Here is a 12960-nt window from a genome sequence, read left to right on the forward strand (position 1 = left end):
GGCCTGGCCGGAAATCACCAGCGCTCTGCCCCTCCCTGGCCGGAATCCGCCCGGCCGCCACCCGTGCCGGAGCCCCCGAGCGGTACACCCGCTCGGGGGCTCACTCGTACGGCCGTGCGCCGCCTTCGCGTGCACAAGGGAACCAGCACCCTCCATCTGGCGTTGACCAGACAGAAAGGGTCCACTGAAAAGTGGAGGAAACGTCAGCAAAGGGTTCCCCTGCCGTACCACCTGGAGGGCGTACCGTGCACAGGCACAACGGGCTCAGGACCGCCGTACTCCTCGGGGGACTGTCCGCGCTCATCATCGTCATCGGCGGCTTTTTCGGCCGTACGGGCCTGATCGTCGCGGTCCTGGTGGCCCTCGGAACCAACGCCTACGCGTACTGGAACAGCGACAAGCTCGCCCTGCGGGCCATGCGCGCCCGCCCGGTGAGCGAATTCGAGGCCCCGCAGCTCTACCGGATGGTCCGCGAGCTGTCCACGGCGGCGCGCCGGCCCATGCCCCGCCTGTACATCTCGCCGACCCAGGCCCCCAACGCCTTCGCCACCGGCCGCAACCCGCGCAACGCCGCCGTCTGCTGCACGGAAGGCATCCTGCACCTCCTGGACGAACGCGAACTGCGCGGCGTCCTCGGCCACGAGCTCAGCCACGTCTACAACCGCGACATCCTCATCTCCTCCGTGGCCGGGGCACTGGCCTCGGTCGTGATGTTCCTGGTCAACTTCGCCTGGCTGATTCCGATAGGCCGCTCCGACGACGAGGAGGGCCCCGGCATCCTGGGCATGCTGCTGATCATGATCCTCGGCCCGGTGGCGGCCTCCCTGATCCAACTGGCCGTCAGCCGCTCCCGCGAGTACCAGGCCGACGCCTCCGGCGCCCAGCTCACCGGCGACCCGCTCGCCCTCGCCTCCGCGCTGCGCAAGCTGGAGGCGGGCACCCGGCAGCTCCCGCTGCCGGCCGAACCCCGGCTGGAGACGGCGAGCCACATGATGATCGCCAACCCGTTCCGGCCCGGCGACGGCCTGACCAAGCTGTTCTCGACCCACCCGCCGATGCGCGAGCGCATCACCCGCCTGGAGCAGATGGCGGGCCGCCACTCCTGAAACCGCCGCCCCTCCCGGGGCGGACCGGTTCCGGCACTCCCGGCGCCTGCAACGATTCGCGCCGTCCCTGCGTCTACCTGGAGGTAAGACTCGACCACCGCACGACTCGGTGCATGGAAGGCTGGCTGCCCCGCATGAAGCTCATCCTCAACGTCATCTGGCTGATCCTCAGCGGCTTGTGGATGGCCATCGGCTACGTCGTCGCGGGCATCATCTGCTGCGTCCTGATCATCACGATCCCCTTCGGCATCGCCTCGTTCCGCATCGCCGGCTACGCCCTGTGGCCCTTCGGCCGTACGACGGTGGAGCGCCGCGACGCGGGCGCCGGCTCGGTCATCGGCAACGTCATCTGGGTCATCTTCGCGGGCTGGTGGCTGGCGCTCGGGCACATCGTCACCGGGCTCCTGCTGTGCGTGACGATCATCGGCATCCCGTTCGGCATCGCCAACTTCAAGATGGTGCCGATCTCGCTCCTCCCGCTCGGCCGCGAGATCGTCCCCACGGACCAGCCCTTCGCCGCGCGCTACTGAGAAGAGCGGGCCCCGCGTTCTTCACCGCCGTACGAGCCCCCGGGGCGCCACGTACCGCTTGAAGCCGAGCGGCGTGACGCCCGGCACGCTCTCGATGAACCGCATCACCGCACCGCCCTGCTGGAGCGACGTGTCGACCACGCGCTGGTGCGCGGCCTCGTCCGTCCACTCGCTGTAGTTGAAGACCCGGGTGCCGTCCTCGCTGATGTGGAAGTTCGAGGAGATCCCGCCGGACGGCGTCCGGGAGCGCTCGGCGGCGCCCGGCTGGAGGCCGTTCATCATGTCCACCAGGCCGTCGACCAGCTGCCGGGCGGCCTCGTGCCCCGTCGTCTTGAAGCGGACGGTCACGATGCACCCCGGCTCCGGCGGCTCGCCCTGGGGCAGCAGGCTGCGGTAGTAGCGGTAGCGCCGCGCCCCGCCCTCCTCGACGGCCCGCAGGGGCGCGCCGGCGGCCCCCTCCTCCCACTGCCCGAGGCCGAGCACCGCACGGCCGTCCGTCCCGGCCAGGAAGACCTGCGACACCAGCCCGCCCGGCAGCGGCGCCGCCCCCAGCGCCCGCGCGGCCCCCTCGATCACGGCCTGCTGCCGCGCGGTGTCCTCCGCGTCCCACTCACTGATCAGTACGGGCCCGACACCGGGGCGCCGGATCTCGGGCAGCACGTCCACCAGGAAGCGCGCCGGGTCCTGGAAGCCGCCCGTGACCGTGGTCCGGACGTGCGTGGCCTGCTGGTTTTCCGTTTCCGAAGTCATACGGACACTCTCCGACCTCAACCAAACTTGAGGTCAAGGCCCGAACCGCGCGCCTTCCCGGGCCCCGCTTCCGGCCGCGCCCGAACACGCCGGCGGGGCGGCACGCACCCGCGCGCCGCCCCGCCGGCCGGCCCCGGGCCACGGCCCGGGGAAACCGCCGCTACCGGTAGTTCACGAACTGGATCGCGAAGTCCAGGTCCTTGCCCTTCAGCAGCTGCTGCACCGCCTGGAGGTCGTCCCGGCTCTTCGAGCTGACCCGCAGCTCGTCGCCCTGCACCTGCGCCTTGACGCCCTTGGGGCCCTCGTCGCGGATGATCTTGGCGACCTTCTTCGCGTTCTCCTGTGTGATGCCCTCCTGGAGGGAGGCGAAGATCTTGTACTCCTTGCCGGACGCCTCCGGCTCGCCCGCGTCCAGCGCCTTCAGCGAGATCCCGCGCTTGATCAGCTTGGACTGGAAGATGTCGAGGACAGCCTTCACCCGCTCCTCGGCGTTGGCCCGCATCTCGATCTTCTCGCCCGACCACTTGATCGACGCGTCCACGCCCTTGAAGTCGTAGCGCTGCGAGATCTCCTTGGCGGCCTGGTTGAGGGCGTTGTCGACCTCCTGCCGCTCGACCTTCGAGACGATGTCGAAACTGGAGTCGGCCATCTTGAGTTGGCTCCTCGTACGTAGATCCGTCAGGGGTGCGGCCCGGTCCGGACCGCTGTGCAAGCCTAGTCACCCCGCGCATGATCGATCCGGGAAGAACCGGGTGGCGGACCACCCCCGGCCATCGGGTATGGTTTACGTCGTTGCCACGGAGCGACGCCCGACGGGCGGATCTCCCAGCAATAAACCCAGGCGGTGTGCCCGAGCGGCCAAAGGGAGCAGACTGTAAATCTGCCGGCTCAGCCTTCCCAGGTTCGAATCCTGGCGCCGCCACAGGTGAGAAGAGGCCCCGGTCCGTGTATGCGGACCGGGGCCTCTTTTTCATGCCGGTATCCGTGTCGCGCAGTTCACACCCACCCGGTCGGCCGTCCGCCGTACGCGTGGGGGAGCGGCGCCGGGATGGCGGAAAGCCCCCGCGTCCCGGAGGAGCGGGGGCTTTGGCGGTCTTCGGTCAGCCGGCCGCCGCGCGGACCGCGTCCTCGACCGGGGTGTCGCCGCTGATCAGCTCCAGCGTGCGGCCGATCGTGGCCGGTTCGTCCAGGAGGGCGGCGAGTACGGCCGCGACGTCGTCGCGGGGGATCTCGCCGCGGCCGGTCGACTCGGCGAGGCTGACCAGGCCGGTGCCCGGGTCGTCCGTCAGGCGGCCGGGGCGCAGGATCGTCCAGTCCAGGCCGGACCGGGACCGTACGTCGGCGTCCGCGGCGCCCTTGGCGCGCAGATACGCGGCGAAGACCGGGTCGGTGCCCTCGGGCGGCTCCTTGTCGGCGCCCATCGACGAGACGACGAGGAAGCGCCGTACGCCCGCCGCCTCCGCCGCGTCCGCGAACAGGGTGGCGGCCCCGCGGTCCACCGTCTCCTTGCGGTCGATTCCGCTGCCGGGGCCGGCGCCCGCCGCGAAGACCGCCGCGTCCGCCCCTTCGAGGTGCCGGGCGACATCGGCGACCGTGGCCGTCTCCAGGTCGCAGACGACCGGTTCGGCGCCGGCGGACAGCAAGTCCCCGGCCTGTTCGGGCCGCCGGATGATGCCCGCGACCTCGTCCCCGCGCGCGTGGAGCAGCCGTTCCAGCCGCAGCGCGATCTGACCATGTCCACCTGCGATGACAATGCGCATGATCCCGACCGTACGCCTGTCACCCCGTCAGGGCGCGACACCAGGGGGGGGTGCGGGCGCACCCCGCTCAGCGCTGCGACTGCCGCGGCAGCTCCAGCGCGACCACCGCCGCCGAGTCGCAGTATTCGCGCACCGCACTCGTCCGGGCCACCACGCGCCCCTTGTGCACCACGATCCGGCTGTACGCGAGGGACAGCACCCCGGCGAGGCTGTCGCCCCGTACGGCCAGCAGCTCGGCGGGGAAGCCCGCCTCGACACGGACCTCCGGGAGGCCCAGCGTCGCGCGGGCGGCCGTGCCGACCATCTCGTAGGCGGCGCCGGGGCTCGCCTCTCCCAGGGAGGCCAGCAGGTACGCGGCCTCCAGAGGATCGCCGCGGCCCACCGGGTTCGCCGCGTCGCGCAGGGCGCCGCTGCCCGCCGCCACCCGCACCCCGGCCGCGCGCAGCAGCCGTACGGGCGCCTGACGGGCCGCCGGGCCCGCCGCCCTCCCGGAGCCCGGCAGGGTGCCACCGCGCCGCTCCAGGGCCGCGCAGCCGCCCTGCGGCAGGCACACGACCGTCACGCCGGCCGCCGCGAGGTGCTCGGCGGTACGGGCCGCCACCTCGGGCGGCAGCGCCGACAGGCCCGCGCACGGCCCGATCGCCACCCCGGGCCGCAGCCCGCCCGCCATCGCCGCGAACCGGGCCAGCCGCGCGGGGTCGTCACCGTCCGTGTGGAGGTCCACCGCACAGCCGTGCTCGGCCGCGACCTCCAGGACGGCCTCGACGTACCCGGCCGGATCGGGGTCCAGGTCCGGGCAGCCGCCGATGACCGTGGCGCCCATCTTCACGGCGTCCCGCAGCATCGCCAGCCCGTCCGCCCCGGCAGCCCCGGTGAGCATCCGCGGCACCGCCACCGCCGTCATCTCGGCCAGCCCGCGCAGCGACCGGCTCGCCTGGAGGACGGCCTCCAGCGACTGCAGTGCCTGGACGTCGCCGACGCGTACGTGGGTGCGCAGCGCCGTCGCGCCGTGGCCCAGTTGCAGGAGGGCCGCCTCCGTGGTGCGGCGCTGCACGTCTTCGAGGGTGTCGGTGGCGGGGCCCGCGGCGTCCGCGGTCAGCGCGGTGTCGCAGTGCGCGTGCGGCTCGGCGGGGGCCGGGAGCAGCAGGTAGCCGCCGAGGTCGATACGGGTGCCCTGCGGGGCGAGGCTGCCCGCCGTGCCGACCGCCTCGATACGTCCGCCGCTGAGCCGTACGTCCACCACGCGGCCGTCGGCGAGCCGGGCGTCGCAGAGCACCAGGGTGCCCGCCGCGGCGCCGGTGCCGTCGCCGCCGGAAGCCTTCTCGGGGCCCGGCTGCGGCTGACTGCTCTCGGACATCGCGCTCCTCGAAGGACCGGGCGTGCAAGATCACGCAGCGTGGTCCGAGCCTAGGGGGCCGCCCGGGTGGCTTCGCGGAGGCGCGAAATAGTCGTACCGGTGTGGTGCGGGGGGCGGGCGGGACGGCCGCCGGACACGGATTTCACCTTTGGCGGCAGGCCGTGTAATGTCTTCATCGCTCGCCCCAATAGCTCAGTCGGCAGAGCGTCTCCATGGTAAGGAGAAGGTCTACGGTTCGATTCCGTATTGGGGCTCTGATGTGTGAGGTATCCCGCCTTCGGGCGGGGCCCCGCTCACATCGCAGCGGTGTAGCTCAGTCGGTAGAGCAAGCGGCTCATAATCGCTGTGTCACCGGTTCAAGTCCGGTCACCGCTACAGACAGTAGCCGATTGTGGGGTCGGTCTCCCGATCGGCTACTCTTCATGCGTTCACCCGTCCATCAGTCCGTCAAGGAGCACTCACGTGGCTGCCACCGACGTCCGCCCGAAGATCACGCTGGCCTGCGTGGAGTGCAAGGAGCGGAACTACATCACCAAGAAGAACCGGCGCAACGACCCGGACCGTCTTGAGATGAAGAAGCACTGCCCGCGCTGCAACGCGCACACCGCGCACCGCGAGACGCGATAACACCAGGCTCGACCGCGAGGCCGCTCCCAGTCCATGGGGGCGGCCTCGCGGCGTTGTGGTGCCGGGGCGCGCGGCGCGGCGCCGGGCCCGCGCACCGGTATGACAAGGTCAGGGACCGTTACAGGGACCAGTTCAGGGAGGTTGCGAGCCCATGGCGCTCGACCAGTCCTTCGTCGGGCGGAGCTACCCGGCCACCGCTCCTTATGAGGTCGGCCGGGAGAAGATCCGCGAATTCGCCGAGGCGATCGGGGATGCCGCCCCGGCGTACACCGACGCCGAGGCCGCCAGGGCGCTCGGGTATCCCGATGTGATCGCCCCGCCGACCTTTGTGTTCTCCATCACCTTCCGCGCCGCGGGCCAGGTCGTCGAGGACCCGCAGCTGGGCCTCGATTACAGCCGGGTGGTGCACGGCGACCAGAAATTCGTCTACACCCGGCCGGTGCGCGCCGGTGACCGGCTGACCGTCACCTCGACCATCGAGGCGATCAAATCCATGGCGGGAAACGACATTCTCGATATCCGTGGTGAGGTGCACGACGAAGCGGGCGAACACGTGGTGACCGCTTTCACAAAGCTGGTGGCGCGCGCCGCCGGACAGGAGGGCTGACCCGATGACCGCGAAGATCTCTTACGACGATGTCGAGGCCGGCACCGAACTCCCGGCGCAGTCCTTTCCCGTGACCCGTGACACACTCGTGCGCTACGCGGGCGCCTCCGGCGACTTCAATCCGATCCACTGGAACGAGAAGATCGCCAAGGAGGTCGGCCTCCCCGACGTGATCGCCCACGGCATGTTCACCATGGCCGAGGCGGCCCGCGTGGTCACCGACTGGACCGGCGACCCGGGCGCGGTCGTCGAGTACGGGGTGCGCTTCACCAAGCCCGTCGTGGTCCCCAACGACGGCGAGGGTGCGGTCATCGAGGTCAGCGGCAAGGTCGCGGCCAAGCTGGACGACGAGGCCCGTACGGTCCGCGTCGATCTGATCGCGACCAGCGCCGGTCAGAAGGTGCTCGGAATGTCGCGCGCGGTGGTCAAGCTCGCCTGAAAAGCGTGCGCGTAGCCGTACGGGGGCGGTCCGGCCCGAGCGCCGGGACCGCCCCCGTACCCTTGAGCCCGTGCAGGAACTCCACGACGCCCCCCTCGCCCCGCTGACCACCTTCCGGCTCGGCGGACCGGCCACCCGGCTGCTCACCGCCACCACGGACGACGAAGTGATCGCGGCCGTCCGCGAGGCCGACGCCTCCGGTACGCCGCTGCTCGTCATCGGCGGCGGCAGCAACCTGGTCATCGGCGACAAGGGCTTCGAGGGCACCGCGCTGCGCATCGCCACCCGCGGCTTCACCCTCGACGGCACCGACCTGACGCTGGCCGCGGGCGAGAACTGGTCCGACGCGGTGGCCCGTACGGTCGCCGCCGGGCTCGCGGGCATCGAGTGCCTGGCCGGCATCCCCGGCTCGGCGGGTGCCACACCCATCCAGAACGTGGGCGCGTACGGACAGGAAGTGTCCTCCACGATCGCCGAGGTGGTCGCGTACGACCGCACGGCGGGCGAGACCGTGACGCTTTCGAACGCCGAGTGCGCGTTCTCGTACCGCCACAGCCGCTTCAAGGAGCACCCCGACCGCTTCGTCGTGCTGCGGGTGCGCTTCGCCCTGGAGGACGCGGGCGGGCTGTCCGCGCCCATCAAGTACGCGGAGACCGCGCGCACCCTCGGCGTCGAGGCGGGCGAGCGGGTGCCGGCCGCCGACGCCCGCGAGACCGTGCTCAAGCTGCGGGCCGGCAAGGGCATGGTCCTGGACCCGGAGGACCACGACACCTGGTCGGCGGGGTCCTTCTTCACCAACCCCGTCCTCACCGAGGCCCAGCACGCCGACTTCCTCGCCCGCGTCCACGAGCGCCTCGGCGCGGACGTCACCCCGCCCGCCTTCCCGGCGGGGGAGGGCCGCGTGAAGACCTCGGCCGCCTGGCTCATCGACCGCGCGGGCTTCACCAAGGGCTACGGCGACGGACCGGCCCGTATCTCCACCAAGCACACCCTCGCCCTGACCAACCGCGGCGGGGCCACCACCGAGGACCTGCTCGCGCTGGCCCGCGAGGTCCGCGAGGGCGTCCGTGCGGCCTTCGGCATCACGCTGGTCAACGAGCCGGTGACGGTCGGCGTCACCCTTTAGGACGCGTCACTCCCCGCCCGGCCGCGCGTCGCTTCCCGTCCCGCCCAGCCACGCGTCCACCCCCGCCAGCAGCTTCCGCCGCACGTCCTCCGGCGCCCGCGAGCCCTGGACCGACTGGCGGGCCAGCTCGGCCAGTTCGGTGTCCGAGAAGCCGTGCGCGGTGCGGGCGATCTCGTACTGGGCCGCCAGCCGGGAGCCGAACAGCAGCGGGTCGTCGGCGCCCAGCGCCATCGGGACGCCGGCGTCGTAGAGGGTCCGCAGCGGTACGTCCTCGGGCTTCTCGTAGACGCCCAGCGCCACGTTCGACGCCGGGCAGACCTCGCAGGTCACGCCGCGGTCGGCCAGCCGCCGCAGCAGCGCCGGGTCCTCCGCGGCCCGTACGCCGTGGCCGACGCGCGTCGCGTGCAGGTCGTCCAGGCAGTCCCGCACGCTCGCCGGCCCGGACAGCTCGCCGCCGTGCGGCGCCGCCAGCAGCCCACCGTCCCGCGCGATGGCGAAGGCCCGGTCGAAGTCGCGCGCGAAGCCCCGCCGCTCGTCGTTGGAGAGCCCGAAACCGATCACGCCCTGGTCGGCGTAGCGGACGGCCAGCCGGGCGAGCGTACGGGCGTCCAGGGGGTGTTTCATGCGGTTCGCGGCCACCAGCACGCGTATCCCGAGGCCGGTCTCCCTGGAGGCGGCGCGCACCGCGTCCAGGATGATCTCCAGCGCGGGGATCAGCCCGCCCAGCCGCGGCGCGTATGAGGTCGGGTCGACCTGGATCTCCAGCCACCCGGAGCCGTCCCGCACATCCTCCTCGGCGGTCTCGCGGACCAGCCGCTGGATGTCCTCGGGGGAGCGCAGACAGGACCGGGCGATGTCGTACAGCCGCTGGAAGCGGAACCAGCCGCGCTCGTCCGTCGCCCGCAGCTTCGGCGGCTCGCCGCCCTTCAGGGCCTCCGGCAGGTGCACGCCGTACTTGTCGGCGAGATCCAGCAGGGTCGCGGGCCGCATCGACCCGGTGAAGTGCAGGTGCAGGTGGGCCTTCGGCAGGGCCCGGACATCGCGTACACGTTCCATCCCAAGATCTTGCCGTACGGGGCCGACGGGCCGGTAGGCCCTTTCCCGAACGAGCGCCCGCCCGAAAGCAGATGCGGGTCCCGGGAAAACCCCGGGGCCCGCATACGTCCGGCTGGGCGCTACTTCGCCTCGGCAAGCAGGTTCTGCACGCGCGTGATGCCCTCGACCAGGTCCTCGTCGCCGAGCGCGTACGACAGGCGCAGGTAGCCCGGCGTGCCGAACGCCTCACCCGGGACCACCGCGACCTCGGCCTCCTCCAGGATCAGCTCGGCCAGCTCCACGCTGGTCCGCGGGCGCTTGCCGCGGATCTCCTTGCCGAGCAGGTCCTTGACCGAGGGGTACGCGTAGAACGCCCCCTCCGGCTCCGGGCACAGCACGCCGTCGATCTCGTTGAGCATCCGCACCATCGTCCGGCGGCGCCGGTCGAAGGCGGTCTTCATCTCCTCGACGGCCGTCAGGTCGCCGGAGACCGCCGCGACGGCCGCGGCCTGCGCCACGTTGGAGACGTTCGAGGTGGCGTGCGACTGGAGGTTCGCCGCGGCCTTGATCACGTCCTTCGGGCCGATCGCCCAGCCCACCCGCCAGCCGGTCATCGCGTACGTCTTCGCCACACCGTTGACGATGATGCACTTCTCGCGCAGCTCCGGCACGACCACCGGCAGCGAGCAGAACGTCGCGTCGCCGTAGACCAGGTGCTCGTAGATCTCGTCGGTGAGCACCCACAGGCCGTGCTCGGCGGCCCAGCGGCCCACCGCCTCGACCTGCTCGCGGGTGTAGACCGCGCCGGTCGGGTTGGACGGCGAGACGAACAGCAGCACCTTCGTACGGTCCGTACGGGCCGCCTCCAGCTGCTCCACGGACACCCGGTAACCGGTGGTCTCGTCGGCCACCACCTCCACCGGCACGCCGCCCGCCAGCCGGATCGACTCCGGGTAGGTGGTCCAGTACGGGGCGGGCACGATGACCTCGTCGCCCGGGTCCAGGATCGCCGCGAACGCCTCGTAGATCGCCTGCTTGCCACCGTTGGTGACCAGCACGTTCGCCGCCTCGACCTCGTAACCGGAGTCGCGCAGCGTCTTGGCGGCGATCGCGGCCTTCAGCTCGGGCAGGCCGCCGGCCGGGGTGTAGCGGTGGTACTTCGGGTTGCGGCAGGCTTCGACGGCCGCCTCGACGATGTAGCCGGGCGTGGGGAAGTCGGGCTCGCCGGCGCCGAAGCCGATCACCGGTCGACCGGCGGCCTTGAGGGCCTTGGCCTTGGCGTCCACGGCGAGGGTCGCGGACTCGGAGATCGCCCCGACGCGGGCCGACACCCGACGGTCGGTGGGGGACTGTGCGGGAGGAGTAGCGCTCATGTACTGCATGTTCCCAGACCGCTCAGGGGGCGGGCACACGGGTTTGAAGGCGCCGCCTCGGGGCTTTCTGTTCGACGCCCGGCCGCGAAGCACGTACACTCGCTGACCGTTGGCTCCCAACAGGCCGTCGGCGACCGTGCACCTGGTGCAGTGGCCGGTATGCGGTAGGTTGGGGGAACCACAAAGGGTCGTAGCTCAATTGGTAGAGCACTGGTCTCCAAAACCAGCGGTTGGGGGTTCAAGTCCCTCCGGCCCTGCTACACGCACTCGTCACCGAGTCGCGTGCACGCGTACGTACTGAAATGCACCGCCGTGCGGCTCTACCGGGCGCGGCACGGCCAACGACCCGGATTCAGGTGAGGACGAGTGACGGACGCCCTGGGCTCCATCGACATGCCTGAGCGCGGTCGTTCCGAAGACGAGAACGCGGAGTCGAAGAAGCCCCGCCGCGGCGGCAAGCGCGGCAAGAAGGGCCCCTTCGCCCGGCTGGCGCTCTTCTACCGGCAGATCATCGCCGAACTCCGCAAGGTCGTCTGGCCCACGCGGGGACAGCTTTCGACGTACACCACTGTGGTGATCGTCTTCGTCGTCATCGTCATCGGTCTCGTAACCGTGATTGACTTGGGATTCAACCAGGCCGTCAAGTACGTCTTCGGCTGATCCCGCGAAGGGCGCCTTTGCGGGCGCCCCTTTGCATGTTCAACCCCTTGAAGCCAGGAAGAAGCAGCCACCGTGTCTGACCCGAACCTGAACGACGCCGCCGACTCCGTCGAGACGGCAGCGGCCGACGTTGACGCGGCTGCCTCGGCCGAGGTCGAGGGCGACGCTGCGGCGCTTGCCGACGAAGAGGCCGCCCGCGAGATCGTCGAGGGCGCCGACGCGGCCGACGAGCTCGACACCGAGGACGCCGAGGCGGGCGAGCCCGCCGAGGAGGCCGCGGTCACCGTCGAGGACGAGGCCGCCGCTGTGGCCGAGACCGCCGAGGACGCGGCGGCCGAGGGCGAGGACGAGCCGGTCGACCCGATCGCCGCGCTGCGCGAGGAGCTGCGGACCCTGCCGGGCGAGTGGTACGTGATCCACACCTACGCGGGCTACGAGAAGCGCGTGAAGGCCAACCTGGAGCAGCGCGCCGTCTCGCTCAACGTCGAGGACTTCATCTACCAGGCCGAGGTCCCCGAGGAAGAGATCGTCCAGATCAAGAACGGCGAGCGCAAGAACGTCCGCCAGAACAAGCTCCCGGGCTACGTGCTCGTGCGCATGGACCTGACGAACGAGTCCTGGGGCGTCGTGCGCAACACGCCGGGCGTCACCGGCTTCGTGGGCAACGCCTACGACCCGTACCCGCTCACCCTGGACGAGATCGTCAAGATGCTCGCCCCGGAGGCCGAGGAGAAGGCCGCCAAGGAGGCCGCCGAGGCCGAGGGCAAGCCGGCTCCGTCCCGCAAGGTCGAGGTCCAGGTGCTGGACTTCGAGGTGGGCGACTCGGTCACCGTCACCGACGGCCCGTTCGCCACGCTGCAGGCCACGATCAACGAGATCAACGCCGACTCGAAGAAGGTCAAGGGCCTCGTCGAGATCTTCGGCCGCGAGACCCCGGTCGAGCTGAGCTTCGACCAGATCCAGAAGAACTGACGCTCTTCAGGACACCAGCTTCCGAACAGGTCGGACGGGCCCTCCGGGGACCGTCTGACCTGCTCGGTTTTTGGCCGTACTGCTATACCCGTTATCGTGGTGCGGTATGCCTCCATCCGGATGACCGGATGGACTGGCGAAAAACCTCTCACTAGGACCCGGAGAGAGCATGCCTCCCAAGAAGAAGAAGGTCACGGGGCTCATCAAGCTCCAGATCCAGGCTGGTGCCGCGAACCCGGCTCCGCCGGTCGGCCCCGCGCTGGGTCAGCACGGCGTCAACATCATGGAGTTCTGCAAGGCCTACAACGCCGCGACCGAGTCGCAGCGTGGCTGGGTCATCCCGGTGGAGATCACGGTCTACGAGGACCGTTCCTTCACCTTCATCACCAAGACCCCGCCGGCCTCGAAGATGATCCTGAAGGCCGCGGGCGTGGAGAAGGGCTCCGGCGAGCCGCACAAGAACAAGGTCGCCAAGATCACGGCCGACCAGGTTCGCGAGATCGCCACCACCAAGATGCCCGACCTGAACGCCAACGACCTGGACGCCGCGTCGAAGATCATCGCCGGCACCGCCCGTTCCATGGGCATCACGGTCGAGGGCTGACAGCCACCCCGCAC

General features: G+C 70.9%; 15 protein-coding genes and 4 tRNA genes. 13 read left to right on the forward strand and 6 right to left on the reverse strand.

What is annotated here, in order from left to right; all coding sequences use genetic code 11:
- Positions 1-245 precede the first annotated feature (245 nt).
- Positions 246-1106: a zinc metalloprotease HtpX gene (gene htpX, locus CP984_RS22005; protein ID WP_003986260.1), complete on the forward strand. Its 861-nt coding sequence runs from the start codon at positions 246-248 to the stop codon at positions 1104-1106.
- Between the two features lie 134 nt (positions 1107-1240).
- Positions 1241-1636: a YccF domain-containing protein gene (locus CP984_RS22010; protein WP_003986258.1), complete on the forward strand. Its 396-nt coding sequence runs from the start codon at positions 1241-1243 to the stop codon at positions 1634-1636.
- A gap of 21 nt (positions 1637-1657) precedes the next feature.
- On the opposite strand, the gene CP984_RS22015 is transcribed toward CP984_RS22010, so the two are convergent.
- Together CP984_RS22015 and CP984_RS22020 are read right to left on the reverse strand one after the other, a co-directional pair.
- A complete protein-coding gene (locus CP984_RS22015; RefSeq protein WP_003986257.1) occupies positions 1658-2386 on the reverse strand; it encodes an antibiotic biosynthesis monooxygenase in 729 nt (242 codons plus the stop codon).
- Positions 2387-2546: 160 nt separating this feature from the next.
- Positions 2547-3035 (reverse strand): YajQ family cyclic di-GMP-binding protein, encoded by a 489-nt coding sequence (locus CP984_RS22020; protein WP_003986256.1) that lies wholly within the window; start codon positions 3033-3035, stop codon positions 2547-2549.
- A gap of 191 nt (positions 3036-3226) precedes the next feature.
- Here CP984_RS22020 and CP984_RS22025 point away from each other — a divergent pair.
- Positions 3227-3308: transfer RNA gene (locus CP984_RS22025), tRNA-Tyr, on the forward strand.
- A gap of 178 nt (positions 3309-3486) precedes the next feature.
- Here CP984_RS22025 and CP984_RS22030 read toward each other — a convergent pair.
- Positions 3487-4146, reverse strand: a complete 660-nt coding sequence (locus CP984_RS22030) for an SDR family oxidoreductase (protein ID WP_003986255.1) — start codon at positions 4144-4146, stop codon at positions 3487-3489.
- Between the two features lie 67 nt (positions 4147-4213).
- Positions 4214-5503 (reverse strand): amidohydrolase family protein, encoded by a 1290-nt coding sequence (locus CP984_RS22035; protein WP_030182535.1) that lies wholly within the window; start codon positions 5501-5503, stop codon positions 4214-4216.
- Between the two features lie 181 nt (positions 5504-5684).
- Here CP984_RS22035 and CP984_RS22040 point away from each other — a divergent pair.
- The 6 genes from CP984_RS22040 to CP984_RS22065 all read left to right on the forward strand — a co-directional run bounded on the left by CP984_RS22040 (position 5685) and on the right by CP984_RS22065 (position 8302).
- Positions 5685-5757 (forward strand) — tRNA-Thr (locus tag CP984_RS22040).
- 48 nt (positions 5758-5805) lie between these two features.
- A tRNA-Met gene (locus tag CP984_RS22045) sits at positions 5806-5878 on the forward strand.
- An 87-nt stretch (positions 5879-5965) separates the two neighbouring features.
- A complete protein-coding gene (gene rpmG, locus CP984_RS22050; protein WP_004571794.1) occupies positions 5966-6130 on the forward strand; it encodes a 50S ribosomal protein L33 in 165 nt (54 codons plus the stop codon).
- A gap of 151 nt (positions 6131-6281) precedes the next feature.
- Positions 6282-6737: a MaoC family dehydratase N-terminal domain-containing protein gene (locus tag CP984_RS22055; protein ID WP_004571795.1), complete on the forward strand. Its 456-nt coding sequence runs from the start codon at positions 6282-6284 to the stop codon at positions 6735-6737.
- 4 nt (positions 6738-6741) lie between these two features.
- Positions 6742-7176: a MaoC family dehydratase gene (locus CP984_RS22060; protein ID WP_004571796.1), complete on the forward strand. Its 435-nt coding sequence runs from the start codon at positions 6742-6744 to the stop codon at positions 7174-7176.
- Between the two features lie 70 nt (positions 7177-7246).
- The gene (locus tag CP984_RS22065) at positions 7247-8302 is read left to right on the forward strand and encodes a UDP-N-acetylmuramate dehydrogenase (protein WP_004571797.1); all 1056 of its coding nucleotides are present in this window, start codon (positions 7247-7249) and stop codon (positions 8300-8302) included.
- Between the two features lie 6 nt (positions 8303-8308).
- On the opposite strand, the gene CP984_RS22070 is transcribed toward CP984_RS22065, so the two are convergent.
- Both CP984_RS22070 and CP984_RS22075 read right to left on the reverse strand, forming a co-directional pair.
- Positions 8309-9358: an adenosine deaminase gene (locus tag CP984_RS22070; protein WP_004571798.1), complete on the reverse strand. Its 1050-nt coding sequence runs from the start codon at positions 9356-9358 to the stop codon at positions 8309-8311.
- A gap of 119 nt (positions 9359-9477) precedes the next feature.
- A complete protein-coding gene (locus CP984_RS22075; protein WP_030182539.1) occupies positions 9478-10710 on the reverse strand; it encodes a pyridoxal phosphate-dependent aminotransferase in 1233 nt (410 codons plus the stop codon).
- Positions 10711-10894: 184 nt separating this feature from the next.
- Here CP984_RS22075 and CP984_RS22080 point away from each other — a divergent pair.
- The 4 genes from CP984_RS22080 (at position 10895) to rplK (ending at position 12946) form a co-directional block, all read left to right on the forward strand.
- Positions 10895-10967: transfer RNA gene (locus CP984_RS22080), tRNA-Trp, on the forward strand.
- Positions 10968-11076: 109 nt separating this feature from the next.
- Positions 11077-11370: a preprotein translocase subunit SecE gene (secE, locus tag CP984_RS22085; protein ID WP_004571800.1), complete on the forward strand. Its 294-nt coding sequence runs from the start codon at positions 11077-11079 to the stop codon at positions 11368-11370.
- 72 nt (positions 11371-11442) lie between these two features.
- Positions 11443-12342, forward strand: a complete 900-nt coding sequence (gene nusG / locus CP984_RS22090; protein ID WP_004571801.1) for a transcription termination/antitermination protein NusG — start codon at positions 11443-11445, stop codon at positions 12340-12342.
- Positions 12343-12511: 169 nt separating this feature from the next.
- Positions 12512-12946 (forward strand): 50S ribosomal protein L11, encoded by a 435-nt coding sequence (gene rplK, locus CP984_RS22095; protein ID WP_004571802.1) that lies wholly within the window; start codon positions 12512-12514, stop codon positions 12944-12946.
- Positions 12947-12960: the final 14 nt, after the last annotated feature.

The sequence above is a fragment of the Streptomyces rimosus genome (assembly GCF_008704655.1).
In the GTDB taxonomy this organism is placed as follows: domain Bacteria; phylum Actinomycetota; class Actinomycetes; order Streptomycetales; family Streptomycetaceae; genus Streptomyces; species Streptomyces rimosus.

Excerpts from the sequence above, each read along its gene's own strand:
- CP984_RS22015 (WP_003986257.1), bottom strand. The coding sequence starts at position 2,386 with ATGACTTCGGAAACGGAAAACCAGCAGGCCACGCACGTCCGGACCACG.
- CP984_RS22075 (WP_030182539.1), bottom strand. The coding sequence starts at position 10,710 with ATGAGCGCTACTCCTCCCGCACAGTCCCCCACCGACCGTCGGGTGTCG.
- CP984_RS22020 (WP_003986256.1), bottom strand. The coding sequence starts at position 3,035 with ATGGCCGACTCCAGTTTCGACATCGTCTCGAAGGTCGAGCGGCAGGAG.
- CP984_RS22035 (WP_030182535.1), bottom strand. The coding sequence starts at position 5,503 with ATGTCCGAGAGCAGTCAGCCGCAGCCGGGCCCCGAGAAGGCTTCCGGC.
- CP984_RS22010 (WP_003986258.1), top strand. The coding sequence starts at position 1,241 with ATGAAGCTCATCCTCAACGTCATCTGGCTGATCCTCAGCGGCTTGTGG.
- CP984_RS22060 (WP_004571796.1), top strand. The coding sequence starts at position 6,742 with ATGACCGCGAAGATCTCTTACGACGATGTCGAGGCCGGCACCGAACTC.
- CP984_RS22030 (WP_003986255.1), bottom strand. The coding sequence starts at position 4,146 with ATGCGCATTGTCATCGCAGGTGGACATGGTCAGATCGCGCTGCGGCTG.
- rplK (WP_004571802.1), top strand. The coding sequence starts at position 12,512 with ATGCCTCCCAAGAAGAAGAAGGTCACGGGGCTCATCAAGCTCCAGATC.
- CP984_RS22070 (WP_004571798.1), bottom strand. The coding sequence starts at position 9,358 with ATGGAACGTGTACGCGATGTCCGGGCCCTGCCGAAGGCCCACCTGCAC.
- CP984_RS22055 (WP_004571795.1), top strand. The coding sequence starts at position 6,282 with ATGGCGCTCGACCAGTCCTTCGTCGGGCGGAGCTACCCGGCCACCGCT.